The sequence below is a fragment of the Actinospica durhamensis genome (assembly GCF_018139695.1).
GTDB classification, from domain to species: domain Bacteria; phylum Actinomycetota; class Actinomycetes; order Streptomycetales; family Catenulisporaceae; genus Actinospica; species Actinospica durhamensis.
In genome coordinates this window covers 38,405-64,599 of the sequence record NZ_JAGSOG010000002.1, presented here as the reverse complement: position 1 = coordinate 64,599, position 26,195 = coordinate 38,405, and the positions used below count along the sequence as shown (strand labels likewise).

The 26,195-nt window shown below is 69.7% G+C and carries 17 protein-coding genes; 15 read left to right on the top strand and 2 right to left on the bottom strand.

All coding sequences use genetic code 11. From position 1 onward, the window contains the following. Positions 1-30 precede the first annotated feature (30 nt). Genes asnB through KDL01_RS00770 form a run of 4 tightly spaced genes read left to right on the top strand, consistent with a single transcriptional unit; the run spans position 31 to position 6,793 of the window. The gene (gene asnB, locus KDL01_RS00785; RefSeq protein WP_281415161.1) at positions 31-1,890 is read left to right on the top strand and encodes an asparagine synthase (glutamine-hydrolyzing); all 1,860 of its coding nucleotides are present in this window, start codon (positions 31-33) and stop codon (positions 1,888-1,890) included. A 7-nt stretch (positions 1,891-1,897) separates the two neighbouring features. Then, the gene (locus KDL01_RS00780; protein WP_212526304.1) at positions 1,898-3,730 is read left to right on the top strand and encodes an asparagine synthase-related protein; all 1,833 of its coding nucleotides are present in this window, start codon (positions 1,898-1,900) and stop codon (positions 3,728-3,730) included. Continuing rightward, the gene (locus KDL01_RS00775) at positions 3,731-5,389 is read left to right on the top strand and encodes a carbamoyltransferase family protein (RefSeq protein WP_212526303.1); all 1,659 of its coding nucleotides are present in this window, start codon (positions 3,731-3,733) and stop codon (positions 5,387-5,389) included. It begins immediately after the preceding gene. 42 nt (positions 5,390-5,431) lie between these two features. Then, positions 5,432-6,793 (top strand): pyridoxamine 5'-phosphate oxidase family protein, encoded by a 1,362-nt coding sequence (locus KDL01_RS00770; RefSeq protein WP_212526302.1) that lies wholly within the window; start codon positions 5,432-5,434, stop codon positions 6,791-6,793. Here KDL01_RS00770 and KDL01_RS00765 read toward each other — a convergent pair. After that, positions 6,782-7,717 carry an aldo/keto reductase gene (locus tag KDL01_RS00765; RefSeq protein ID WP_212526301.1) on the bottom strand — a complete coding sequence of 312 codons (936 nt, stop codon included), beginning with the start codon at positions 7,715-7,717 and terminating at the stop codon, positions 6,782-6,784. The genes KDL01_RS00770 and KDL01_RS00765 overlap by 12 nt on opposite strands. A gap of 220 nt (positions 7,718-7,937) precedes the next feature. On the opposite strand from KDL01_RS00765, the gene KDL01_RS00760 reads away from it, so the two are divergent. From KDL01_RS00760 to KDL01_RS00740, 5 genes are all read left to right on the top strand, one after another. Next, complete coding sequence (locus KDL01_RS00760; protein WP_212526300.1) at positions 7,938-8,948, top strand: LacI family DNA-binding transcriptional regulator; 1,011 nt, start codon at positions 7,938-7,940, stop codon at positions 8,946-8,948. Between the two features lie 405 nt (positions 8,949-9,353). Continuing rightward, on the top strand, positions 9,354-10,685 hold the full coding sequence (locus KDL01_RS00755; RefSeq protein WP_212526299.1) for an ABC transporter substrate-binding protein: 1,332 nt from the start codon (positions 9,354-9,356) through the stop codon (positions 10,683-10,685). 84 nt (positions 10,686-10,769) lie between these two features. Beyond that, positions 10,770-11,654 (top strand): carbohydrate ABC transporter permease, encoded by an 885-nt coding sequence (locus tag KDL01_RS00750; protein ID WP_212526298.1) that lies wholly within the window; start codon positions 10,770-10,772, stop codon positions 11,652-11,654. Positions 11,655-11,659: 5 nt separating this feature from the next. Further along, entirely contained in the window at positions 11,660-12,538 is an 879-nt protein-coding gene (locus tag KDL01_RS00745; protein WP_212526297.1) for a carbohydrate ABC transporter permease, read from the top strand. Between the two features lie 37 nt (positions 12,539-12,575). Beyond that, a complete protein-coding gene (locus KDL01_RS00740) occupies positions 12,576-15,206 on the top strand; it encodes a family 78 glycoside hydrolase catalytic domain (protein WP_246575731.1) in 2,631 nt (876 codons plus the stop codon). Between the two features lie 566 nt (positions 15,207-15,772). Here the strand turns inward: KDL01_RS00740 and KDL01_RS00735 are convergent. Beyond that, a complete protein-coding gene (locus KDL01_RS00735) occupies positions 15,773-18,013 on the bottom strand; it encodes a glycoside hydrolase family 3 C-terminal domain-containing protein (protein WP_212526295.1) in 2,241 nt (746 codons plus the stop codon). A 185-nt stretch (positions 18,014-18,198) separates the two neighbouring features. Here KDL01_RS00735 and KDL01_RS00730 point away from each other — a divergent pair, with 185 nt between their 5' ends. From KDL01_RS00730 to KDL01_RS00705, 6 genes are all read left to right on the top strand, one after another. After that, positions 18,199-19,143 carry an AraC family transcriptional regulator gene (locus KDL01_RS00730; RefSeq protein WP_212526294.1) on the top strand — a complete coding sequence of 315 codons (945 nt, stop codon included), beginning with the start codon at positions 18,199-18,201 and terminating at the stop codon, positions 19,141-19,143. Between the two features lie 139 nt (positions 19,144-19,282). Then, entirely contained in the window at positions 19,283-20,449 is a 1,167-nt protein-coding gene (gene rhaI / locus KDL01_RS00725) for an L-rhamnose isomerase (RefSeq protein ID WP_212526293.1), read from the top strand. 25 nt (positions 20,450-20,474) lie between these two features. Continuing rightward, complete coding sequence (locus KDL01_RS00720) at positions 20,475-22,508, top strand: bifunctional aldolase/short-chain dehydrogenase (RefSeq protein ID WP_438801940.1); 2,034 nt, start codon at positions 20,475-20,477, stop codon at positions 22,506-22,508. Beyond that, on the top strand, positions 22,505-23,974 hold the full coding sequence (locus tag KDL01_RS00715; protein WP_212526291.1) for a rhamnulokinase: 1,470 nt from the start codon (positions 22,505-22,507) through the stop codon (positions 23,972-23,974). The genes KDL01_RS00720 and KDL01_RS00715 overlap by 4 nt, the downstream gene beginning before the upstream one ends. Further along, the gene (locus KDL01_RS00710; RefSeq protein ID WP_212526290.1) at positions 23,974-24,729 is read left to right on the top strand and encodes a (Fe-S)-binding protein; all 756 of its coding nucleotides are present in this window, start codon (positions 23,974-23,976) and stop codon (positions 24,727-24,729) included. The genes KDL01_RS00715 and KDL01_RS00710 overlap by 1 nt, the downstream gene beginning before the upstream one ends. Next, positions 24,726-26,195: a lactate utilization protein B gene (locus KDL01_RS00705; RefSeq protein ID WP_212526289.1), complete on the top strand. Its 1,470-nt coding sequence runs from the start codon at positions 24,726-24,728 to the stop codon at positions 26,193-26,195. Before KDL01_RS00710 ends, KDL01_RS00705 begins: the two co-directional genes overlap by 4 nt.

The following is a 26,195-nucleotide window of genomic DNA, read 5'->3' as shown; positions in this document are numbered from 1 at the left end:
CGTTGCCGGATCGCCCACAGACGACCGAGCATGAGGCCGACCCGGCGCCTTGCGAGCGCACGCGTCAGACACCGCGGCCTGATCCGACGCCCCTTTGAAGTCACTCCCTACGGCCGTGGAGGCAATGACGTGTGCGGCATCGCGGGAATCGCGGCACGCTCGCCCGTGGCGGCGGACCGGCTCGCAGACATGGCACGGCGGCAGGCACACCGCGGACCGGACGGCTTCGACCTGCGCCTGACCGCCGACGGCCGGGCCGGGCTGGCCATGAACCTGCTGGCCGTCCTGGACCCGACCGCGCGGCCCGGGCCGTATGAGGACCCGTCGACGGGCATGGTGCTGACGTTCAACGGCGAGATCTACAACTACCGGGAGCTGGCCGACCGGTGGGGCATCGCGCTGCGGGCCGGCGAGACCGACGCCCATCTGATGCTGCGCGCCTATGCGAGATTCGGCTCGGACTGTCTCGCACACTTCGACGGCATGTTCGCCCTCGCACTGCTCGACCCGCGCAACCGGCGCCTGTTCCTGGCCCGAGACAGGTTCGGCGAGAAGCCGCTCTACTACACCGCGACCCGCGACACCTTCGCGTTCGCCTCGGAGGTCAAGGCTCTGCGAGCGGCCGTGCCACTGCGCCCCCGCTTCGTCGCCGAATGGCTGGCCGTGGAGAACCCGCTCGGCTCCATGACGCCCTACGAAGACGTCGAACTCCTCGAGCCCGGTCACCACGTCACCGTCGATCTGGACTCGTTGAGCGTGACGAAGCAGGCCTGGTGGACGCTCGAACCCCGCTCCGAGTTCGACGAGGCCGACGACTACGCGCAGTCGTACAAGGCCTTCGCGCATCAGCTGACCGCCGCGGTGGAGCTCAGGAGAACCGACGCCCCCTCGGCCCTGATGGCCAGCGGCGGCCTCGACTCCGCGGTCCTCGCCTATCTGCTGCGTCCCTCGGTGATGCTGACCGCGCGCTATCCGGGCTACCAACGCTATGACGAATTCGACCTCGCCAAGCAGGTCGCCGACGAGATCGGTGCCGAACTGATCGCCGTCGAGCCGACGCCCGAGGACTTCCGCCGGCACGCCGCGGACATCGTGGAGACGCTCGACTACCCCCTGGGCAACGCGAGCCTGCTCTCGGAGCGGATGCTGTGCGCGGCGGCGGCCGAGCGCGGGGTCAAGGTCGTCTACGGCGGCACCGGCCCCGACGAACTCCTGCTCGGCTACGTACGCAATCTGCTCGCGCTCGACGGCGGCCGGGCGGTCGACGATCCGAACCTCGACACCTACGGACCGCTGAAAGAGAAGTTCCTCGGCTCGGTCGGTCCGAGCTCCAGCGCCGCAGACCGCTACTACCGGCTGATCCTGCGCGGGCCCGACACCACCGGGCGGACCAGACAGTACGTCCACGGCTGCTTCGATCGCACCCCCGACCTCGGCCAAGCCATCTCGCTGGTGGAGATCGGGGTGGCGCTTCCGTCGATGCTGCTCGCCTCCGACAAGCTGGCGAGCGCATACGGACTCGAACGGCGCTCGCCCTATCTGGCTCACGAATGGGCCCAGCTGTGCTACGCGCTGCCTCTCGCCCACAAACGGGCCGGCCTGCAGAGCAAGCGCCCGCTGCGCGACTTCGCACGGGAACTGGGTGTGCCGGCGGCCATCTGGTCCCGCGTGGACAAACGCGGATTCGCCTCGCCCGTGCCGTCCTGGCTCTCCGGCTCCCTCGCCCCCTGGTACGAGGAGCAGCTCAGAGTGCTGCGGCGACCCGACGCCCCCAGGACCGCCTCGATGATCGCGGACCTCGGGGCCAGGCGTGCCGGACAGTACGACAGGTCGCGCCTGCACGCGCTGCAGGTGGCCCTGTGGTGGTCCAGGGAAACCGGAAAGGGATGACATCCACGTGCCCGTAGACAGATCCTCGATCGTCCCGGTCTCCTACATCAGCGGATCGATCGGGCGAGGACCGAGAGAGTCGGGAGCGGACCTGCGGCCTCCGCTGTCGGCCGCGGCGCTCACCTCGTGCTCGCTGCAGACGCCGAGCTCGCGCCTGCAGGTCCACGGCGTGGTGCGACAGGCTCAGTCCCTCGCCTCCCATCAGTGGAGCGACGGCGTGGACTCGCTGGTCTTCAGCGGCGATCTCTACAATCTTCGTTCCCTGACGGCCATGGCCCGCGCCGCGGTGGGATCGCGGGTGGAGATCGCGTCCGCGGCCCAGGTTCTCGAGATCCTGCTGCGCCACCGCAGGGACCAGTTCTTCGCCGAGGTCGACGGCAAGTTCGCGATCGTGCGCACCGGCCCGTGGGGCGCCGAGCTGATCCGCGACAAGATGGGCGAGGAACAGCTCTACTTCGGGCGCTGCGCGGACCGCGGACTCGTCTTCTCCTCCACCATCCGACCGCTGGTCGCGCACGTCGAGGGCGCCGAGTTCTACGTCCCGGACAGCGTGCGCGTCTTCGAGACGCCCGTCGGCGCCGAGACCATGTTCCGCGACATCGCCAAGGTGGAGCCGGGCTCGCTCGTCCGGGTCGCCGCCGCGCGCCAGGCCGCCGCGAGCAGGTACTGGGAGATCCGGCCGTCCGCCGAGACGATCACCGATGAAGCGGAGGCGGCCGAAGCCCTGCGCGGCGTGCTCACCGACAGCCTCCGTTCCCGCATGCCGCCGACCGGAGAGGTTTCGGCCTATCTCAGCGGCGGCCAGGACAGCAGCTGGGTCAACTGCGCACTGGCCGCGCTCGGCACGCCGGCGCGGACCGCGTACACGACCGCGTTCCGCGAGCTGGACTCGGTCTACAACGAGGTTCCGCACGCCGCGAAAGTCGCCGCGCACCTGGGTATCGAGCACCTGGTCCTGGAGCCGGACGCCGAGGACTTCGCCGAACACTTCCCCACCACTATGGCGATCTTCGACGAGGTGAAGGCCAACGCCGCGCACTTCACCGAGTACTGGATCGCCCGGGCGGCCGCCGCCCGCGGTGATCGAACCCTGTTGAGCGGCTACGGCGCCGACGAGGCTCTCGGCGGGGAGGTCCGCTACCTGGTGATGTACCTCGACCGCGACAGAACCCGGAACCGGGGCCTGTTCGAGTCGAACCCCATGGTCGCGAACTACGCGCCCCTGTCCCGCCTGCTCTCGGCACACGCCCAGGACGCGCCCGAATGGGAGAAGTACTACGCGCTGATGCGCCGCGGCGCGCCCACGGACGGCGACGAGGAGCCCTTCCGCGAGTCGGTGTACTCGACGTTCCGTCGAGCCGACCGGCTGATCGATCAGATGGGCCTGACCGACATCGTCATCTCCGGCCAACCGCTCCTCGACACCGCCAAGGTGAACAAGTACTGGGGGATCGACAAGGTCTGCCCCTTCCTCGATCCGCGCGTCGTCGACCTCGCGTTCTCGTTGAACGAGCGCAGCAAGATCCGCGGCCTGAGCACGAAGTCGATCCTGCGCGGCATCTCCCGCGGCCTGGTCCCGGACGAGATCACGGACCGCACCGACAAGGTGGGATTCGCCTTCCCCCACAACGAAGCAGGCTACGCCGACCGCATCCGGCACTGGGCCGACGCCCTCGCCCGGCGCACCGGGCGCGAAGTGCGCCCCGACGCCGGCCGCGGCCGCTACGACCGGGCCGTGCTGATGGCCGCCAGCGAGGAGCTGGTGCGGCGCTCGCATGAGGACGGCGGGCGGGCGTCGCGGCAGGAAAACCCGCAACCCCTCATCCCACGGGAGTGTTGAATGCTCGTACTCGGTGTCAGCGGCGGTCTCTCCCACGATCCCGCAGCCGCTCTGGTCCTCGACGGCGTGCTGGTCGCGGCCGCGGAGGAGGAGCGCTTCATCCGGCAGAAGCACGCGCGCTTCGCCCCTCCAGTCAACGCCATGCTCTACTGCCTCGCCGAAGCGGGCGTGCGCATCGAAGACGTCGACTACATCGCGGCCGGCTGGGACCCGGGACTTGCGCCGGACTCCATCCACATGCGCGAGTTCCTGAACTCGATCGTGCATCACGAGTACTTCCGCGACTGCCGGCTGCCCGAGGTCGTGCCGGTCGACCACCACGTCGCCCACGCGTACGCGTCCTGGATCGGTTCGGGCTTCGCCGACGCGGCGGTCCTCGTGGCCGACGGACGCGGGGAGACGAAGTCCACCTCGATCTACCGGGCCCGAGGCGACTCTCTCGAGCTGACCGGGTCCTTCGGCGTCCGGGACTCGCTGGGCTACTTCTACGGTTCGGTCACCCGGCACCTGGGCTTCGGCCGCGGATCCGAGGGCAAGGCCATGGGCCTGGCCGCCTATGGCAGGCCCCTGTTCGATTTCCCGATCCGCCTGGACCAGGACGGCTACCGCATCGACCTCGAGGTCCCCGAGGTGCCCTGGGACCAGTACGGCAAGGAGCTGACCCGGGCCTGGGCCGACTGGCTGGGCCGGGAGATCGGCTCGGGGCCCGGTGTGCGGATGGGCTACAGCGCACTGCGCGGACGGGCCGGCTCCTCTCTCGGCGACGAAGTCCTCAAGTACGCCGACGTGGCCGCGAGCGCGCAGGCCGCGCTCGAGCGCACCATGGCGCATCTCAGCCGTCTGGCGTTGTCGAGGGCGGGCTCGCGCAATCTGGTCCTGGGCGGCGGTGTCGCCCTCAACTGCTCCTGCAACGGAAAGCTGGCCGCGCTGCCGGAAGTGGACCAGATGTACGTCTTCCCCGGCGCCGGGGACAGCGGCAGCGCGGTCGGTGCGGCGTTCAAGGTCTCGATGGACGCCGGCAGCCCCCGCCCCGGGCCCGTCACCCACGCGTATTTCGGCCCCTCGTTCAGCTCGGAGCAGATCGGGCAGGCCCTGTCCGCGACCGGCGTCACGGCGCGGCGCCTGGCCGACCCGGCCGAGACCGCGGCCGAACTCGTCCTGGCCGGCAAGACCCTGGGCTGGTTCCAGGGCGCGGCCGAGTTCGGCCCGCGAGCCCTGGGCCACCGCTCCATCATCGCCGACCCGCACGACGCCGCGGCGCTCGAGCGGGTCAACCGCATCAAGGGCCGGGAACTGTGGCGGCCGCTGGCGCCCAGCGCGCTTCCGGAGACCGCGGCGCGCATGCTGGGCACCGACAAGGGCTCCCGCTTCATGCTCCGCGCCTTCGAGGTCCGCGAACAGATGCGCGACGTCGTGCCGGCGGTGGTGCACGTGGACGCGACCACGCGCGCCCAGGTCGTGGACGCCGCGACCAATCCCGAGTACGCGGCGCTGCTCGCGCACGTGGGCGAGGCGACCGGAGACGCGGTCGTGCTGAACACGAGTTTCAACGACGAGTCGGAGCCGATCGTCCAGACCCCGCGCGACGCCCTGCGCACCTTCCACTCCACAGGTCTGGACGCTCTCGTCATGGGCGACTGGGTCGTGCTCAAGCACTGACCGGGCCCGTAGCCAACGGAAAAGGCTGGAAAGGCGACGTACATGCGTGCCCATGGGAAAGACGCCGAAGACGCGAACCAGGACGCGACCGAGGTCCGGGACGGCTGGGCGCGGCGCGCCGGCGACCCGTCGAGTCTCGCCGCTCCGGATCCGCGCGAGCACTTGCGCCTGTTCGACGCCGCGGCGCAGCGGCCGAACCTCTCCTCCGAGCAGACCGCGGCCGTGAATCGGGCGCGGGCGGAGATCACCGAATGCGCCGAGCGCACGGCCAAAGAGCTCCAGTCGCTCGAGGGAGTCGCGCTCACGGACGAGGAGTGCGCGATCCTGCGTCCCGCGCACCAGCGCAAGACCCACCTGCCCAGTCCGCAGCGGCCCTACGGACACCTCGCCGTCCGCACCCGACTGGGCGGGCTGAGCGTGACGCCGCTGTGGGTCGCGCAGGACGACCGCTGCGTCGTGCTGAGCACGGTGGAGAACCGGATCAAGACGAGGGCGAGCGCACTGGATCCGCTGGTCGCCATGTCCGTTCCCGCGGGCATCGGGAGCCAGGTCGGATTCGAGGTCTGCGGGCTCGCCGTGCAGTACCCGGATCCGGGCCGCCACCTGATCCGCGAGATCGCCGAGATCTACGGCACTCCCGAGCTGCGGCTGCACAAGGACGGCAACTACACCAGCTGGGAGCAGCGCGAGGGCGGCCGTCGGATCAGGATGGAGATCAAAGCCGCGCTCGTTCGCGACGAGATCGGCGACGCCCCGTCCACCCGCACCGCGCCGTGGAGCGCACGCATAGCGCCCAGACGAGCCGATCCCCGCCTGGGCGCGCTGTGGTCGCGGCATGCCCACCAGAACTTCTGGGGCCCCACGGACCAGGATTCAGACGACGAGCTGTTCCTCCACGGGTCCCGCGACGAACTGGCGATCCTCGGCATGGAACCCAGATCAGGCCGCTACCGCTCCCTGAACTCCACCTACGGGCACGTGGCCTGCTACGACGCCAGAGGCCTGGTCCGCTGCATCCGCGTCGGCTTCGACGTCATCCACGTAGGCGCCGAATCACGCATCGCATTCCTCGTCCGGCGCGGCGCAGACCTCGACACACTGCTCGAGAACCCGGCCGTCGCCATATCCGTGGCCAAGTACCGGATCGGCGGTGCCTGGCTGCAAAGCCAAGGACTGATCGAAATACACGACGACCCGCAGCAGACCACGAGCGTGATCAAGCGCCTGGAGAGCAGATACGCCGAGGTCCACCACGGCCTCGCGCTGGGACTCGATCTGTCCGAACGGCCCGCGGGAGGCGAGTACGTCCTGGCCTCGATCTCTCACCAACGGCTGAGCAGCCGGTACCGCGAGGCCGAACGTTCCCAGCGCTCGCAGCACTCGCTCGCGTCGTCAGTGTCCTGATCTCGGGCGCGTGAAGCCGTCCAGTTCGGCAAGCTGCGAAGCGTCGATGTGCACGCCGTCTGCCGCGGCTGCTTCGCGTGCTGTTTCCGGCCGGGTCGCTCCGACGACGGGGATGATGACGGGCGATCGCGCCCGGAGCCAAGCGAGGGCGATGAGTGCCGGATGCACGCCGTGGCTTCGGGCGATGCGCGCCAGGCACGCCGCGAGCTCGGGCCGGGACTGCGTAAGCCCGCGGAGGGGCGAGTAGGCGAGAAACGCTATACCGTCTGCCGCGCAGAGGTCCAGTACGGGCTGCTCGGACTGGTCGAAAAGGGAGAAGCGGTTCTGGACCGCGTCGATCGGGGCGGTACGCCGCGCCGCGGCGAGGGCGCCCGGCCCGACGTTGGAAACGCCGATGTGGGCGATCTTGCCCTCGCGGCGCAGGTCGTCGAGCGCGCCGACGCTCTCCTCGATCGGCACTTCGGGGTCTGGCCAGTGCAGGAAGTACAGATCGATCCTCTCCACGCCGAGCGCGGACAGGCTTTGAGCGCAGTGCCGGCGCAGCGTCTCGGGCCGGGCGTCGACCGGAAACGCGTCGCCTTCGCGGAAGTGCCCGCCCTTGGTGGCCACGAAGGGCCGCGCCGCGGCGGATTGTCGGGCCGAGAGCACCTCCGCGATCAGGCGCTCGTTCTCGTTCGCGCCGGCCGCGGAGGTGTAGGCGGCGGCCGTGTCCAGCAACGTGATCCCGGCATCGAGCGCAGCGCCGATCACCGCCCTGCCCCGGGCCGGCTCGGCGTGATGCTCGAGTGAGAGCGCGGCGCAGCCCAGGGCGATGCCGCCGACCTCGGTCGAGCCGAGGCGGTGGCGGGCACGGGTGCCGCCTTCCGAGACCTGAGGTGCCATGAGGAAAGTATATAACGTTATACGAACTTCGGGTCGACCCACCCCCGCTCCGGCCTGCTCCGGGCACGCGGCGCGGACCCCGGGCCACCGGGTCCGACAGCCCGCCCCACCTCGGGATTGTGGTTCGTCCCACGGCGCCGGTAGCGTGTAACGTTAGCGATTCAGCTGCTTTGGTCGACGGCGCGTGCGGGCTGGTCCGCGGCGGCCGTCGTTCGTGACGACAGGGTGCTCTGGCATGGATTCGGCGAAGCAAACGAAGCGTGTGACGATCAAGGAAGTCGCGCTGCACGCGGGGGTTTCCATGGCCGCCGTCTCCAAGGTGCTGCGCAACGCCTACGGCACGAGCCCGGCGATGACCGAGAAGGTGCGCGCCTCGATGGCCGAGCTGGGCTATCGGCCGAGTTCGGCGGCGCGCGGGATGCGCGGGCGGACCTACACGATCGGCGTCCTGCTCGACAACCTCCGCAACAGCTTCTTCGCCGACATCCTCGAAGGGGTCCACGAGGAACTGCTCGACACCGACTACACCGTGCTGATCGGCGCGGCCGGCTTCGATCCGACCGGGCAGGCGCACACGATCGACGCGATGGTCGACCGGCGGATGGACGGGCTCATCCTCATCGCGCCGGGTACGAGCCGCGGCGAGGTTCTCGCCACCGCCGCCGACACCCCGACCGTCGTCATCGGACACCACGACGCGGCGGAGGTCCACGACTCCGTCCTCGACGCGGACGACATGGGTGCCGCCATGGTCGTCGACTACCTGGTCTCGCTCGGCCACCGGCGTATCGCGCTGCTCTCCTCACCCGGCACCAAGTCCAGCCAGTGGCGCAAGACGCCCGAAATCGTGCTGACCAACGGCTATCTCGAGGCGATGCAGCGGCACGGCCTCGAGGACGCGGCCACCGTGGTGCGCGCGCCCTACTCGGACGAGGGCGGCTACAAGGCGGGCCTTGACCTGCTCTCCGCGACGCACCGGCCGACCGCGATCATGACGGGCGCGGACGTGGCCGCGATGGGCGTCTTCCGCGCGGCCGACGAACTCGGGCTGCGGGTTCCCGCGGATCTGTCCCTGGTCGGCTACAACAACACCGCCCTCGCCGCACTGACGTCCGTTCAGCTCACCAGCGTGGATCAAGCCGGCCGGACGATGGGCTCCACGGCGGCGCGCATGCTGATCGAGCGCGTGGAGGGCCGGCGCACCCGGGCGATGCAGACGACGATGACGCCGAGCCTCGTCGTGCGCCGCAGCACCGCGGCGCCCGCTTCCTGAACCGGCCCCGTGATCCGGCCGCCGCTCTCGTGTGATCCGGCCGCCGCTCCCGTGATCCGGCCGACCCTCCCCTGAACTGATCGCCCCTCATCGCGGCCGCGACGATCTGGTGCGCACCCGTCTGGCTCGGCAATCGGCCTGTTATCTATGCCTTGGAAGGGTTTGACGCCGCAGTACTGAACAACGATTTACACACCCGGCGTCGTGGCGTGGCAGCGCTAATCCCCAAGTGGCCGCAATGTTACGCTGTCGTGTCTTGACGAGGGCGCGAGTTTTGGAGCAGGGTGAGCCCACACCGAGTGTTGAGCGTTCTACACACTTCGGTCCGGGACACGCCCCCAGGGGTGTGATACTCCCCGGCCAACGTTCCGACCCTCCGCTTCAATGACGACCCGGGAGCCATCCATGATCGCGACCTCGACCCGTTCCAAGAGAAGGCTGCTGGGCCTTTCGGCCAGTGCCGCCGCGCTGACCCTGCTGGCCTCCGCGTGCGGCGGGACCGGGGGCGGGGCGAGCTCAGGCGGCGGCTCGGCCGCGCCGAGTTCGTTCAGTTTCCTCTCGGCGACCGAGAACACGGTCGACCGCGCGGTCCTGACCAGCCTGTCGAAGAACGAGTGCGCCACCGAGAACAAGGCGCTGCCGCTGAGCGTGCAGACCCAGCCCCAGGCGAACCTCAACGAGAAGGTCCAGCTGCTCGCGGGCCAGAACGCGCTCCCGGTGACCTTCCACGAGGACACCCCGACCACCGTGGTCCAGCTCGCGCAGTCCGGCAAGGTGGAGAACCTCGAGCCGCTGCTGCAGAAGCTGGGCGTCGAGGACCAGCTGCTCCCGTCCGCGGTCTCCACCGTCAAGGAGCTCTACAACGGGCAGCTCGACGCCCTGCCGGCCGAGTACAACATCGAAGGCATCTTCTACAACAAGCAGATCTTCGCCGCGCACGGCCTTTCCGTGCCGAGCACGTGGGACGAGCTGGTGGCGGACGCCGCGAAGCTGCAGACGGCCGGAGTCCAGCCGTTCTCCGCCTCCGGCCAGCAGGGCTGGCCGATCACCCGGCTCATCGGCGACTACATCTTCCGCGACCTCGGCCCGAACGCGATGAAGGACGTCGCCGACGGCAAGGCCAAGCTGACCGACCCCGCGTACGTCGCGGCCGCCCAGAAGGTCGCCGACCTCGGCAAGGCGGGCTACTTCGGCAAGGGTGTCGGCTCGATCGACTACAACACCGCGCTCAACACGTTCCTGACCGGCAAGGCCGCGATGCTCTACATGGGAAGCTGGGCGCTGAGCAACATCGGCGACCCCAAGCAGGACTCGGTCGGCGCGGCGAACATCGGCTTCATGCCGTTCCCGGCCGTGGCCGGCGGCCAGGGCTCGATCGACCAGTACCCGTCGAACATCGGCCTCGGCATCGTCGTCTCCTCGCAGTACGCGAACAACACCGAGGTCGACGACTGGCTCTCCTGCGTCGCGAAGAACTACGGCACCGACTCGCTCAAGGGCCAGAGCACCATCTCGGGCTTCAAGGTCAACACGCCGGTGCCGGCGGCCAACGCGGTCACCACCCAGGTGCAGACGACCATGAGCACGGCCACCTCCAGCGTGCTGTGGTTCGAGGCGCTGTTCAACGCGCAGGCGACCACCACCAGCCAGCAGGACGCGGCTCCGCTGGTGTCCGGCTCGATGAGCGCGCAGCAGTTCATGTCGGCCGTCCAGAACGCCCTGACCAGCGGCAGCTGAGCCGGGATGGCCGGGCCGCCGAGCTCTCGAGCCCGGCGGCCCGGCGTTGCGTCGGCGTCTCCAACTACGAAGTGGACTTAGACCATGCACCGCGTACTCGGTGACCGTAGGGCGATCGCGATCCTGCTGGGTCCGGCCCTGCTCGTGTACTCCCTGATCATGCTCGTCCCGATGTTCTGGTCCGTGGGGTACTCGTTCACCAAGGGCAACACCATCGAGGGCTTCACCTGGCACGGGTTCGGCAACTTCAGCCACCTGTGGTCCGATCCGAACGCGCACCAGGCGCTCTGGTTCACCCTGAAATACGCGGTCGTCGTCACCGTGGGCCAGGTCGCCGTCGGCTATCTCCTCGCCCTGCTCTACGTGTTCTTCCTCAGGCGCGCCTCCGCGCTGATCCGCACCCTCGTCTTCTTCCCGATGGTGCTTCCCACGGTCGCGGTCGGACTGCTGTTCAAGGCGCTGTTCCAGATCGCGCCGCAGTACGGGCCGATCAACCAGCTGCTGGTCGACGTCGGGCTGCACCCGATCGACTGGTTCTCCAGCACCGGCACCGCCTTCATCGTGCTGGTCATCATGGACGTCTGGCGGTCCATGGGCTTCTACGCGGTACTGCTCTACGCCGGGCTCGTCGACGTCCCCGACGACATCCTCGAATCCGCCCGCCTCGACGGCGCCTCCGGCCTGCGCCTGGTGCGCCACATCGTGCTGCCGCTCTCCTTCCCGGTCCTGATGTCCTCGCTCATCTTCAGCATCAACGGCACGCTCAAGGTCTTCGACTCCATCCTGCCCCTGACCAACGGCGGCCCCGGCAACAGCACGACCCCGCTGACGGTGCTGATGTTCAACACCGCGTTCGACTACGGCGACTACGGCTACGGCAGCGCGATCGCGCTGCTGCTGACGGTGGTCTGCCTGCTCGTGACGCTCGTCGTCTTCCGCGTCTCGCGCCGCGACCTCACGAAGGGCTGAGCTCCATGTCCACCGGCACGCCCACGCGGACCTACGCCCCCGCTCGCGCCCGACGACGTCTCGGCCTCGGCCGCCTGACCGTCCGCGTCCTGCTCACCGTGCTGATCCTCATCGAGGTCCTGCCGATGATCTGGATGTTCCTGACCTCGCTGAAGTCGAACAGCGACTACCTGAACAACTCCTCCTGGAGCCTGCCCAGCCACTGGCTGTGGTCCAACTACTCCACGGCATGGACGACCGGCAACATCGGCCTCTACGTACGCAACAGCGCCCTGGCCGTGTTCCCCTCGCTGCTGCTGCTCCTGCTGCTCGGCACGGCCGCCGGCTTCGCGCTGCAGATCATGGTGTGGAAGGGGCGCAACTTCACCCTGCTGATCTTCCTGGCCGGGCTGATGGTGCCGGTGCAGATGATCCTGCTCCCGCTGTTCACGATCTACACCCAGGCCGGCATCTCCGGCACGCTCTGGCCGCTGATCCTCACCTACACCGGCGCCAACCTGCCGCTGACCGTGTTCATGATGAGCACCTTCTACCGCGCGGTGCCCCGGGAGATGTTCGAGGCCGCCACGCTCGACGGCGCCGGCATCCTGCGCTCGTTCTGGTCGATCAGCGTGCCCATGGTCCGCAACGCCATCCTCACCGTCGGCCTGGTCGAGTTCTTCTTCATCTGGAACGACCTGCTCGTGGCCCTCACCTTCACGAACAACCAGAACCTCAGCACCATTCAGGTCGGCCTGCTCAACTTCACCGGCCAGTTCGGCTCCACTCAGTACGGACCGCTGTTCGCGGCGATCTGCATCAACGTCTTCGGCACCCTGCTGATCTATCTGTTCCTCAACCAGAAGATCATGAAGGGCCTCACCGGCGGCGCTGTCAAGGGCTGAAGAACGCTCTCCGTACTCTTGAAAGGTCAACCCCCGCATGCGTGTTCAGCCTGCCCCGGTGTCGTTCGAACACCTCCGGAGCGGACTCGGCATCGGTGTGTCCGCACCGCGCCTGTCCTGGACTCTGCCAGGCCATCCCCTGATCCAGGACGCCTACGAACTCGAGATCTCCCGCGGACGGGACGGCGAGACCTCGTGCACGGGCCGCGTCAGCGGCTCGGAGCAACGCCTCGTCGCCTGGCCCGGCCGGCCCCTCGCCTCCCGTGAACGGGCCGGCGTGCGCGTCCGCGTCTGGACGGACGGCGCACCGTCTCCGAGCGAGTGGAGCGAACCCGGCGTCGTCGAGGCCGGACTGCTCGAACCCTGCGACTGGGTCGCCGCGCCGGTGGGCGCCGCCTGGCCGGAGGATGCGGAAGGAACCCGCCGTCCGTCCCGCGTCCGGCGCGACTTCGAGCTGACGCGTCCGATCTCGCGGGCCCGCCTGTACATCACGGCGCACGGTCTCTACGAAGCCGAGATCAACGGCGTACGCGTCGGTGACGATGCCCTCTCCCCCGGCTGGACCGTCTATCCGCAGCGGCTGCGCTACTACACCTACGACGTCACCGAGCGGTTGAGCCTCGGCGCCAACACCATCGGAGGGTGGCTCGGCGACGGCTGGTACCGCGGCAAGTACGGATTCGACGGTGGCACGCGCAACATCTACGGCACCGACCAGTCCCTGATCGCGCAGCTCGAGGTCGTCCACGACGACGGCAGCACAACCGTCGTCGCCACCGACGGCACCTGGAGCGCCGCGCCGAGCCCGATCACCGAGTCCGGCTTGTACGAGGGCGAGATCTTCGACGCCCGGCTGCACGACCCGGCCTGGTCCACGCCCGACCGGCCCGACGCGGACGCCGGTTGGACGGCCGTCGCCGTCCGGCAGCGCGACGTGCGCACCCTGGTCGCCCCGCAGGGACCGGCCGTGCGCTGCACCGAGGAAGTCGCTCCCGTCAGCATCCTCAGGCGCGACGGCGGCCGGCTGCTGCTCGACTTCGGGCAGAACCTCGTCGGTCGCCTGCGGATCACCCTCGACGCGCCGGCCGACACCGTCGTCACGCTTCGCCACGCCGAGGTCCTGGAGCACGGCGAGCTCGCCGTCCGACCCCTGCGTGAGGCCTCCTCGACCGACGTCTACGTCAGTGACGGCACGGGCCCGCAGACCTGGGAACCGCGCTTCACCCTGCACGGGTTCCGCTATGCCGAGATCGACGGATGGCCCACGGCGCAGTTGGACCCGGGCGCGGTCGTCGCCCGCGTCTACCACACTGACATGCGCCGGACCGGCTGGTTCGAGTGCAGCGACCCGCTGGTCAACCGCCTGCACGAGAACGTCGTGTGGAGCATGCGCGGCAACTTCGTCGACCTGCCCACCGACTGCCCGCAGCGCGACGAGCGCCTCGGCTGGACCGGGGACATCCAGGTGTTCGCACCGACCGCGGCGTTCCTCTACGACTGCGCCGGCATGCTCGACTCCTGGCTCGTGGACGTCGGCATCGAGCAGCTGCCGGACGGCACCGTGCCCTGGTACGTCCCGGTGATCCCCGGCGAGCCCATGTGGACCCCGATCCAGCCGGGCGCGGCCTGGGGCGACGTCTCCACGCTGACGCCGTGGCTGCTCTACCAGCGCTTCGGCGACGCCGACCTGCTGCGCCGGCACTTCGAGACCGGAAAGAAGTGGGTCGACCTGATGGACCGGCTCGCCGGCCCGACCCGCCTGTGGGACACCGGATTCCAGCTCGGCGACTGGCTCGACCCCGCAGCGCCCCCGGACGACCCCGCCTCCGGCCGCACCGACAAGTACCTCATCGCCACGGCCTACTTCGCCTGGTCCGCCAGGCACCTGGCGCGGATCGCCCAGACCATCGGCGAGGACCTCCAGGCCCACCGCTACAAGACCCTGGCCGACCAGGTCGCCTCGGCCTTCCGCGCCCGCTGGGCACACCCGGACGGTCTGATGCGGGTCGACAGCCCCACCGCGTACGCACTGGCGCTGCAGTTCGAGCTGATCACCTCGCCGGCGGCACGCAAGCGGGCGGGCGACCGGCTCGCCGAACTCGTCCTGGCCGACGACGCGAAGATAGCCACCGGCTTCGTCGGAACGCCGCTGCTGTGCGACGCCCTGACCGAGGCCGGCCACATCGACGTCGCCTACAGCCTCCTGCTGCAGACGCAGTGCCCTTCGTGGCTCTACCCCGTCACCCAGGGCGCGACGACGATCTGGGAGCGGTGGGACAGCATGCGCCCGGACGGAAGCCTCAACCCCGGCGGCATGACCTCGTTCAACCACTACGCCCTCGGCGCGGTGGCCGACTGGCTCCACCGCGTCGTGGCAGGCCTCGAAGCCACCAGCCCCGGATACCGCACCATCCGTTTCCGCCCGCGCCCCGGAGGGCGCATCATCTCGGCGAAGGCCCGCCACGAAACGCCCTACGGCACGGCGGCGATCTCCTGGGAGCTGGTGGCGGACACGCTGAACGTGGACGTCACCGTTCCGGCGGGCTGCACGGCGGAACTGGAGCTCCCGGGTCAGGATCCTGTATCGCTGGCGCCCGGAACGCACCACGCCAGTGCCCGGATTTCGGCAGGTACCCTGAGCCCCGCGCTCGCCGGCGAGGCCTGCTGACTCCCCACTGATTCCGAACGAACGACACGGGCGTGGCACGGCGGGATATCGCCGTGCCACGCTCGATGCGTATGTGCGTCGGTCAGCGAGGTGACCAGAGTCCTGAGTAGTCGGGGTACTCGGCGCGAACCCGAACACCGAATTCACCGACATCGGTGCCGCCCATATGTGCAGGCCATTCGTCGGCGGGTAGACCTCGTCCGCGGCGACGAAATAAGCCGCGCCCATCGGCGGTGGCGAGTCGATCCACACCGCTTCGTTGTCGATGCCGCCTCCCGCGCCGTATATCTCCAGAAAGGACCGATAGTCCGACGGGTACCGCCAACCGGTCCGTGCGGCGAGATCCTCCCAGTCGAAGCAGTCGCCGCCGGACTCGGCAAGCGGCGGAGGGATCTGGTCCCGATAGGCGCCGCTCGCATCGGTCGGAGGCGGCGGCAGGAATCGGGCCGGCCTCGCGACGTTCGGGTGCATCATGAGCGGAAGCTCATACACGCGTGTGGGGCGGCACCGGCCGCCCCACACGCTTTTCTACGCGATCGGATACTGCGATCAGATACCGTTCCCGGCTACCGGATACGGACCGACTGGCTCAGCTTCGCCGTCTGCGAGTCCGAGCCGACCTGGAAGGTGTACGTGCCGGGCGCGGTCACCCACGAGTTCGTGCTGGTGTCGTAGTACGAGATCGGGTGGGCGGCGCCGTTCGGGTCGACGGTGATCGTGACCTTCTGGCTCTGGCCGGGCTTCAGCGTGATCTGCTGGTAGCCGACCAGCGCGTGCCCGGGCTCGTCGGCCGCGGACGGCTGCGTGACGTAGAGCTGCGGGGTGACGGTGCCGGTCTTGGTGCCGTCGTTGCGGACGGTGAAGCTGACCTTGATGTCGCTCTTGCCGTTGCCGCCGCCGGTGACCTTCATGCCGGAGTAGGAGTAGTCGGTGTAGGACAGGCCATAGCCGAACGGGAACAGGGGCTTGATGCCCTGGGCCTCGTACCACTTGTAGCCGACTTCCAGGCCCTCGCTGTAGCTGACCTGGTAGATGCCGTTGGCGTCCTCGATGCCGGGGTACTGCGCGGTCGTGTCGGTCGGGGTGTCGGCGAGGGAGGCGGGGAAGGTGATCGGCAGGCGGCCGGTGAAGTCGGCGTCGCCGAACAGCAGCTTCGCGAGCGCGGTGCCCTGCTGCTCGCCCGGGTACCAGGCCTCGACGACGCCCTTGACCTGGCCGAGCCAGGGCATGGCCACCGCGGAGCCGGTCTCCAGGATGACGACGGTGTTCGGGTTCGCCGCGGCGACGGCCTCGATCAGCGCGTCGCCGTTGCCGTCGAGGCTCAGCGAGGTGCGGTCGGCGCCCTCGCCCTCCTCGGCGTAGGCGAAGACGACCGCGGTCTTGGCGGACTTGGCCGCCGCGACGGCCGAGGCGATGTCGGAACCGTTGTCGTACGTGACGCTCAGGCCGTCCTGCGCGGCGCGCGAGGTGATCGAGTCGAGCGGCGCGACGACGTCCGGGCAGTCCGTGGCGTTGTCCATGCCGTCCGGCGCGAGCTGGGTGCAGACGGTCTGCGCGCTCACCCCGCCGGTCGGCGTGGCCGAGGCCGTCTGGCCGATCACCGCGATCGTGCCGGAGGACTTGCCGAGGGGCAGGGCCTGTCCGGAGTTCTTGAGCAGCACCGAGCCGTTCTGGGCGACCTGCTCGGCGACGGACTCGCTGTACGCCGTCTGCGTCGTGGTCGGGAGCGTGCTGGACATCGGGTGGTCGAACAGCCCGGACGCGATGTACGAGCGCACGACGCGGAACGCCGCCTCGTTGATCTGGCTCATCGTGACCTGGCCGGCGTCCAGCGCGGCCTGGATGTTCGCCGGCGTGTAGTAGATCGGGTTGTTCAGCTCCTGGTCCAGACCCGCATTCAGCGACGGCGCGGTGGAGTGGACGGCGAAGAAGTCCGAGGTCACGTAGCCCTGGAAGCCGTCCTGGCCCTTGAGCACGCTGTCGAGGATCGGGTTCTCGCAGGCGTACGCGCCGTTGATCTGGTTGTAGGAACACATGATGCCGCCGGGCGAGCTCTGGCTCAGCGCGATGTTGAACGGCTGGTTGTAGACCTCTTCGAGCGTGCGCGTGGTCATGTTCGCGCTCATGTTGTTGCGGTTGGCTTCCTGCTCGTTCGCCACGTAGTGCTTGAGCACCGCCATCACCGGCTCGTCCGCGTTGCCGTTCTGCAGGCCGTTGATCTGCGCGGCGGCCTGGGTCCCACCGAGCAGCGAGTCCTCGCCGAGGTCTTCGGGGGTGCGGCCGTCGAGCACGGTGCGCCCGTTCTCCAGGTCCGGGCCGAGGATGACGTTGTGGCCCGACTCGAACGCGTCGTTCGCCTCGGCCTTGCCCTTGGCGTACGCGAGCTGCGAACTCCAGGTGGCGGCGAGGTCGACCTGCGAGGGGTAGACCGTGACGTCGGTGCCGGCGTTGCGCACGAAGTCGGCGCTGTCGGCGTAGACGACCGTCGGCGTGCACGGCACCTGCGCGGGGTAGGTGGTCGTCGTGCCGGAGAAGGACGTGAACGAGGTCTGATCCGGCGAGTTCGCCGCCTTCTCGTCGAGCCATCGCAGCTTCTGGTCCAGACTGCTGGCGGCCAGCAGCAGGTTCGCCCGCGTACTCGCGTCGAGGTGTGTGTCCATCCAGGGACATCCGGCGGGGTAGCCGGACGTGCCCCGGCCGGCCGCCTGCGCCGCGGGGCCGTCGACGACACCGACGGCGAGCGAGGTCGCGGCCAGCGCGATCAGTAGGGTCGATCTGCGCCGAGATCCGGGATACGGGAAGCTCACAGGCGTTCCTCCTTGAACGACAGACGATGAACGAAACGGGGCGAGTCACAACCCCCGTGCCATGCGACTGCACAGCGTGTCGACGCCGGTAATCGTGCTCCGCGCCGACTCTGCGTCGCTAGCCCGCGATGAACTCCCGTTAGCACGATGTTGACCTGGTCGCCGCGCGAGGTATCGTGCGCCGGGTGGAAGACGACCTCCCCATGGACACGAGCCGGGACCTGTTCCACTTCACCGACGGAGCCCAGGCCTACGCCGGCCGCTACCTGCACCGGCAGGACAATCCCCTGCACACGCACAGCTTCATGGAGATCGCGTTCACCCTCGGCGGGCGCGCGACGCACCACTGCCTGGCCGGGCGCAGAGAGCTCGAGGCCAGGGATGTCGTGGTGCTGCGACCCGGGGTGTGGCACGGGTACGAGGACTGTCACGAGCTCGAGCTGTACAACTGCTGCTTCAGCAGTGAGCTGCTGCGCCGCGAGCTGTCCTGGATGCGGGACGATCCGCTGCTCGGGCACCTGCTGTGGGCCGGGCCCTACGCGTCGCACGGGCGCGGCACGCTGGCGCTGCGGCTCGACCCGGACACCTTCGACGAGTGCGTACGCGAACTCGAATCCCTCTCCGCGCTGCGGCACCTGCCTCCCGGCGAGTACCGCGGAGATCTCATCGCCCGACTGACCCTGATCTTCGGCGTGCTGGCCCGCTCCGTGGTGCGGAGTGCGGGTGCCGGGTCCGCACAGCTGCAGCAGTCTCACCCGGCCGTCGGGAGGGTGATGCGCATGCTCGAAGCCGACATCGCCCGTCCGTGGACCCTCGCGGAACTCGCGGAGCAGCTGCATCTGGCGCCGGGCTATCTGGTGCGGCTGTTCAAGGCGGCCACCGGCCTGCCTCCGATCGCGTATCTCGCCCAGCTGCGCGTCGAGCACGCCGCGGTGCTGCTGCTGCACTCGGACGAGCCGGTCACCGCCGTCGGGCGCGCGGTCGGCTGGCCGGATCAGAACTACTTCGCCCGGCGCTTCAAAGCGCACTACGGGCTGAGCGCCACCACCTACCGGCAGCGCTTCGCGACGTACGCCGACCACCACGGCGTCCCCGCCGACGCCGAGCCGGTGACGAGCGCGTTGAAATGATTCATAGCGCGCGCCTGCGCGGGCCGCGCTCCTGTTGACCAGCCCCCGAAACTGAGCCTAGAGTGCTCAGCGAACGCAATTTGAATCGTTTCAGTCATCGTTTCAGTCACCCAGTCTCAGCAGATACGAGGTACCAGCCATGGCGGACCTGGCCGCGGTGAAGGCGGCGCTCTCGGCGCAGCGGATCGAGACCCCGTCCTGGGGCTACGGCAACTCCGGGACGCGGTTCCGGGTCTTCCCGCAGCAGGGCGTGCCGCGCGATCCGTTCGAGAAGCTGGCGGACGCGGCGGCGGTGCACGCGGCGACCGGGGTCGCTCCGCTGGTCTCGCTGCACATCCCGTGGGACCGGGTCCCGGACTTCGGCAAGCTCGCCGCGCACGCCGAGTCCCTGGGCGTGCGGATCGGGGCGATCAACTCGAACACCTTCCAGGACGAGGACTACCGGATCGGCAGCGTCTGCCACCCGGATCCGGCGGTGCGGCGCAAGGCGACGGACCATCTGCTGGAGTGCGTGGACGTCATGGACGCCACCGGGTCGCGGGATCTGAAGCTGTGGTTCGCGGACGGCACCAACTACCCGGGCCAGGACGACATCGTGGGCCGCCAGGACCGGCTGGCCGAGGCCCTGTCCGAGGTGTACGCGCGCCTCGGCGAGCATCAGCGGATGGTGCTGGAGTACAAGCTGTTCGAGCCCGCGTTCTACACCACGGACGTCCCGGACTGGGGCACCAGCTACGCGCACTGCCTCAAGCTCGGGCCGAAGGCGAAGGTCGTGGTGGACACCGGGCACCATGCTCCGGGTACGAACATCGAGTTCATCGTCGCGTTCCTGCTGCGCGAGGGGAAGCTCGGGGCGTTCGACTTCAACTCCCGCTTCTACGCCGACGACGACCTGATGGCCGGGGCCGCGGATCCGTTCCAGCTGTTCCGGATCCTGCACGAGGTGGCCAAGAACGGCGGGCTCGATCCCGCTCACGGGGTCGCGTTCATGCTGGACCAGTGCCACAACATCGAGGCGAAGATCCCCGCGATCATCCGCTCGGTGATGAACGTGCAGGAGGCCACGGCCAAGGCGCTGCTCGTCGACCTCGACGCGCTGCGTGCGGCGCAGAGCGCGGGTGACGTTCTGGGCGCGAACGCCGTGCTGATGGACGCGTACAACACCGACGTCAGGCCGCTGCTGGCCGAGGTGCGCGAGGAGATGGGCCTGAGCCCCGATCCCCTCGCCGCGTACCGGGCGAGCGGGTACGCCGATCAGATCCTGGCCGATCGCGTCGGCGGCACCCAGGCCGGTTGGGGAGCCTGAGACCATGGACAAGGACGAGACCGCGATGCACAGCGCCGTATCAGACCTCATTTCCCGCTCGCGCCGGCTGGGAGCCGACCCGCGCAACACCAACTACGCCGGCGGCAACACCTCGGCCAAGGGCGGCGGCCTCGACCCGGTCAGCGGCGCCGAGGTGGAGCTGATGTGGGTGAAGGGCTCCGGCGGCGACCTGGGCACCCTCACCGAGGCGGGGCTGGCGGTGCTGCGCCTGGATCGGCTGCGGGCCCTGGCCGGGGTCTGCCCCGGCGTGGAGCGCGAGGACGAGATGGTCGCAGCGTTCGACTACTGCCTGCACGGCCGGGGCGGCGCGGCGCCGTCGATCGACACCGCGATGCACGGGCTGGTCGACGCCGCGCACGTGGATCATCTGCACCCTGATTCCGGGATCGCGCTCGCCTGCGCCACCGACGGGGAGAAGCTGACGGCGCGGTGCTTCGGCGATCAGGTCGTGTGGGTTCCGTGGCGCCGCCCCGGATTCCAGCTGGGACTTGATATCGCGGCGATCAAGCGGGAGAACCCGCAGGCGATCGGCTGCGTCCTCGGCGGACACGGCATCACGGCGTGGGGCGAGACGAGTGAGGAGTGCGAGGCGAACTCACTGCGCATCATCCGCACCGCCGAGGCGTTCCTCGCCGAGCACGGCAGGCCCGAGCCGTTCGGTCCGGTCATCGAGGGCTACGGCCCGCTGCCCGAGGCGGAGCGGCGCGCGCGTGCCGCGGCCCTCGCGCCGGTGCTGCGCGGCCTGGCCTCCACCGACCGACCGCAGGTCGGGCATTTCGAGGACGACGATGTCGTGCTCGACTTCCTCGCGCGCGCCGAGCACCCGCGCCTGGCCGCCCTCGGTACCTCGTGTCCCGATCACTTCCTGCGCACCAAGGTGCGCCCGCTGGTGCTCGACCTGCCCGCGGACGCTCCGCTCGACGACGCCATCGCGCGGCTGAAGGAGCTGCACGCCGCCTACCGCGAGGAGTACGCCGCGTACTACCAGCGGCACGCGACCCCCGACTCTCCGGCGATGCGCGGCGCGGACCCGGCGATCATCCTCATCCCCGGCGTCGGAATGTTCTCCTACGGCAAGGACAAGCAGACCGCGCGCGTCGCGGGCGAGTTCTACCTCAACGCCGTCAACGTCATGCGCGGGGCCGAGGCGGTGTCGGCCTACTCCCCTATTGAGGAGTCTGAGAAGTTCCGGATCGAATACTGGGCGCTGGAGGAGGCCAAGCTCGCCCGCATGCCCAAGCCCAAGGCGCTGGCGACGCGGGTGGCGCTGGTGACCGGCGCCGGCTCGGGTATCGGCAAGGCGATCGCGCACCGGCTCGCGGCCGAAGGCGCGTGCGTCGTCGTCGCGGATCTCAACGCGCAGGCGGCCGTGCAGGTCGCCGAGGAGCTCGGCGGCCGCGACGTGGCCGTGGCGGTGACCGTGGACGTCACCTCCGAAGAGCAGATCCAGGCCGCCTTCGACGCGGCGGCGCTCGCGTTCGGCGGAGTGGACCTCGTGGTCAACAACGCCGGGATCTCCATCTCGAAGCCGCTGCTCGAGACCACCGCCCGCGACTGGGACCTGCAGCACGACATCATGGCCCGCGGCTCGTTCCTCGTCTCCCGCGAAGCCGCCCGCGTCATGATCGAGCAGGGGCTCGGCGGCGACATCGTCTACATCGCCTCGAAGAACTCGGTGTTCGCCGGCCCGAACAACATCGCGTACTCCGCCACCAAGGCCGACCAGGCGCACCAGGTCCGGCTGCTGGCCGCGGAGCTCGGCGAGCACGGGATCCGGGTCAACGGCGTCAACCCGGACGGCGTGGTGCGCGGCTCCGGGATCTTCGCCGCCGGGTGGGGTGCGCAGCGCGCCGCAGTCTACGGCGTGCCGGAGCAGGAGCTCGGCGCGTTCTACGCCCAGCGCACCATTCTCAAGCGCGAGGTGCTGCCGGAGCACGTGGCCAACGCGGTCTTCGCGCTGACCGGCGGCGAGCTGACGCACACCACCGGCCTGCACATCCCGGTGGACGCCGGCGTCGCGGCGGCGTTCCTGCGATGAATCCGAGCACGACGACCTTCGCGGCCGCCGACCTGGGCGCGAGCTCGGGCCGGGTGGTCCTCGGACGGGTGGGGCGCGAGAGCCTCGAGGTCACCGAGGTCCACCGGTTCCCGAACACGCCCGTCCAGCTGGCCGACGGCCTGCACTGGGACATCCTCGCCCTCTACCAGGGGGTGCTCGACGGCCTGCGCGCGGCCGGGCGCGTGGCCGAGATCGCCTCGGTCGGCATCGACACCTGGGCCGTGGACTACGGGCTGATCGACGGCGAAGGCGTGCTGCTGGGCAATCCGTTCCACTACCGCGACACCCGCACCGCGCACGTGCCGCAGCGGGTATGGCAGCAGGCCGACCAGGCCGAGATGTACCGGGTCACCGGGCTGCAGCAGCTGGTGTTCAACACCGTCTACCAGTTGGTCGCGGCGGCCGGCAGTGCGCAGATGGCCGCCGCGCACCGGATGCTGATGATCCCCGACCTGCTGACCTACTGGCTCACCGGGAGCATCGGCGCCGAAGAGACCAACGCCTCGACCACCGGCCTGTTCGACGCGCGCGCCGGGGTCTGGGCGGCGGACCTGGCCAAGCGTTTGGGCATCAGCCCGCACCTGCTGCCGCCGCTGCGGCGACCCGGAGATCTCGCCGGGCTGCTGCGGCCGGGGCCAGCCAGGCACACCGGGCTCTCGCGCTCCACCCCGGTGACCGTGGTCGCCTCGCACGACACCGCCTCCGCCGTGGTCGCGGTACCCGCGGTCACGGACGCGTTCGCCTACATCTCCTGCGGCACCTGGTCGCTGGCAGGGCTCGAACTCGACGCGCCGATCCTGACCGAGGCCTCCCGGGCGGCGAACTTCACCAACGAGCGCGGCATCGACGGCACGGTGCGCTACCTGCGCAACATCATGGGGCTGTGGCTGCTCGAGGAATGCCGGCGCACCTGGGCCGACGCCGGCCACGCCGTCGAGTTGCCCCGGCTGCTGGCCGACGCGGCGCGCGCCGAGCCGTTCGCCGCACTGATCGACCCCGACTCGCCCGAGTTCCTCGCGCCCGGCGACATGCCCAAGCGGATCGAAGAGTACTGCCTGCGCACCGGCCAGCGGCCTCCGAACGGCCACGGCGCGTTCGTCCGCGCCATTCTGGAGAGTCTCGCCCTGGCACACCGTCGCACGCTGCGCCAGGCCGCCGAGCTCTCCGGCCGCGACATCGAAGTGATCCACCTCGTCGGCGGGGGCTCACGCAACGCGCTGCTGTGCCAGTTGACCGCGGACGCCACCGGGCTTGCGGTCATCGCGGGCCCCACCGAGGCCACGGCGCTGGGCAACATCCTCGTCCAGGCCCGCACCCACGCGCACGCGGGAGAACTGGCCGACCTGCGGCGCCTGGTCGCCGAATCCCAGTCGCTGCGGCATTACGCGCCGCACGGCAGCGAGCACGCGTGGACGGCGGCCGCGGCACGGGTAGGGCTGGGCTGATGCGCGTCGCACTCTTCGCCACCTGCGTCAACGACGCGCTGTATCCGAACACCGCGATCGCCACCGTGCGCCTGCTCGAACGGCTCGGTGTCCGGGTCGACTTCCCGGCCGCGCAAACCTGCTGCGGGCAGCCGCAGTACAACACCGGCTACCGCAGGCTGACCGAGCCTCTCGTGAACAGGATGGCCCGCGCGTTCGCCGGCTACGACTACGTGGTCACCCCGTCAGGGTCCTGCGTGGCGATGGTGCGGGAGAACTACCCGCGCATCGGCGCCAAGGCGAGAGCCGAAGGCCGCGGAGACGCGCTTACGCACGCCGCGGACGAACTCGCGCCGCGGGTGGTGGAGCTGACCGAGTTCCTCGTCGACGTGCTCGGCGTCGTCGATATCGGCGCGTACTACCCGCACACGGTCACCTACCATCCCTCCTGCCACGGCCTGCGCGTGCTCGGGCTGGGCGAGCGCCCGCTCCGGCTGCTGCGGGCTGTCAGGGGCCTGCGACTCGTGGAGCTGCCCGGAGCCGAGGAGTGCTGCGGCTTCGGCGGGACGTTTGCGGTCAAGAATCCGGACGTGTCCGCGGCCATGGGCGCGGACAAGATCGCACATGCCGCGGCCACCGGGGCCGAGCTGCTCTGCGGGGCCGACAACTCCTGCCTGATGCACCTCGACGGCATGCTGCGCCGCGCCGACTCGCCGCTGCGGACCGTCCACATCGCCGAGATCCTCGCGTCCACCGAACAGGAAGCCGCGGTATGAGCACCCCCGGTGCCCTCAAGACCCTGAGTGGCGGCGTCTACCTGGGCATGCCCGCCTTCCCCGAGGCGGCGCGCACGTCCACGCACGACGCACGACTGCGCGCGAACCTGCGCCGCGCCACGCACACCATCCGCGCACGTCGCGCCGACGCGGTCGCCGAGCTCGAAGACTGGCCGCGACTGCGTGAAGCCGGCAAGCGGATCAAGGATCAGACGCTGCGCCACCTCGACCGGTACCTGCTGCAGCTCGAGGAGAAGGTCACCGCCGCGGGCGGAACTGTGCACTGGGCCGCCGACGCCGCCGAGGCCAATCGCATCGTCACCTCGCTCGTCCGAGCCACCGGTAGCACCGAGGTCGTCAAGGTCAAGTCCATGGCCACCCAGGAGATCGGACTCAACGAGGCGCTCGAAGCCGCGGGCATCGCCGCCTACGAGACCGACCTGGCCGAACTCATCGTCCAACTCGGCCAGGACCGGCCCTCGCACATCCTGGTCCCGGCCATCCACCGCAACCGCCGGGAGATCCGCGAGATCTTCCGCACCCAGATGGCACGTTACGGACGCCCCGCACCGTCCGATCTCACCGACAGCCCGGCCGACTTGGCCGAAGCAGCTCGCGTGCACCTGCGCGAGAAATTCCTGCGCGCCAAGGTCGCCGTCTCCGGGGCGAACTTCATGGTCGCCGAGACCGGAACCATGGTCGTGGTCGAATCCGAAGGCAACGGCCGCATGTGCCTGACCCTGCCCGAGACCCTCATCTCCGTCGTCGGCATCGAGAAGGTCGTGCCGAGCTGGCGGGACCTCGAAGTCTTCCTGCAGCTGCTGCCACGCTCGTCCACGGCGGAACGGATGAATCCGTATACGACGATGTGGACCGGCACGCACCGGGGCGACGGGCCGAAGGAGTTCCACCTGGTGCTGCTGGACAACGGCCGCACCGCCACGCTCGCCGACGAGGTCGGCCGGCAGGCCCTACGCTGCATCCGCTGCTCGGCGTGCCTGAACGTCTGCCCTGTCTACGAGCGCGCAGGCGGACACGCGTACGGCGGCGTCTACCCCGGGCCGATCGGAGCCATCCTCGCCCCGCAACTGGCCGGGGTAGGCGGCACGGTCGAGGCCTCACTCCCGTTCGCCTCGAGCCTGTGCGGGGCCTGTTACGAAGTGTGCCCCGTCGCCATCGACATCCCGGAAGTACTCGTACACCTGCGCGAACAGGTCGCCGAACACAATTCGGGACATCGGCTGGAGCGAGCCGGGATGCGAGGTGCGACCTGGCTGCTCGACCACCCCGGCGCGCTCGCCGCCGTCGAGCGCGCCGCGGCAAAGACCCGCGCCCTGCATCCGCGCACGCTTCCGCTCGGGCCCGCGAAAGGATGGAGCGAGAGCCGCGACCTGCCGGACTTCCCGGCCCGACCCTTCCGCGACTGGTGGAAGGCGAACCACACCTCTGAGATGAGCGGGGAGTAG

Coding starts and splice junctions, on each gene's coding strand:
- asnB (WP_281415161.1), top strand. CDS start 31: ATGAGGCCGACCCGGCGCCTTGCGAGCGCACGCGTCAGACACCGCGGC.
- KDL01_RS00775 (WP_212526303.1), top strand. CDS start 3,731: ATGCTCGTACTCGGTGTCAGCGGCGGTCTCTCCCACGATCCCGCAGCC.
- KDL01_RS00770 (WP_212526302.1), top strand. CDS start 5,432: ATGCGTGCCCATGGGAAAGACGCCGAAGACGCGAACCAGGACGCGACC.
- KDL01_RS00755 (WP_212526299.1), top strand. CDS start 9,354: ATGATCGCGACCTCGACCCGTTCCAAGAGAAGGCTGCTGGGCCTTTCG.
- KDL01_RS00750 (WP_212526298.1), top strand. CDS start 10,770: ATGCACCGCGTACTCGGTGACCGTAGGGCGATCGCGATCCTGCTGGGT.
- KDL01_RS00745 (WP_212526297.1), top strand. CDS start 11,660: ATGTCCACCGGCACGCCCACGCGGACCTACGCCCCCGCTCGCGCCCGA.
- KDL01_RS00740 (WP_246575731.1), top strand. CDS start 12,576: ATGCGTGTTCAGCCTGCCCCGGTGTCGTTCGAACACCTCCGGAGCGGA.
- rhaI (WP_212526293.1), top strand. CDS start 19,283: ATGGCGGACCTGGCCGCGGTGAAGGCGGCGCTCTCGGCGCAGCGGATC.
- KDL01_RS00720 (WP_438801940.1), top strand. CDS start 20,475: ATGCACAGCGCCGTATCAGACCTCATTTCCCGCTCGCGCCGGCTGGGA.
- KDL01_RS00715 (WP_212526291.1), top strand. CDS start 22,505: ATGAATCCGAGCACGACGACCTTCGCGGCCGCCGACCTGGGCGCGAGC.
- KDL01_RS00710 (WP_212526290.1), top strand. CDS start 23,974: ATGCGCGTCGCACTCTTCGCCACCTGCGTCAACGACGCGCTGTATCCG.
- KDL01_RS00705 (WP_212526289.1), top strand. CDS start 24,726: ATGAGCACCCCCGGTGCCCTCAAGACCCTGAGTGGCGGCGTCTACCTG.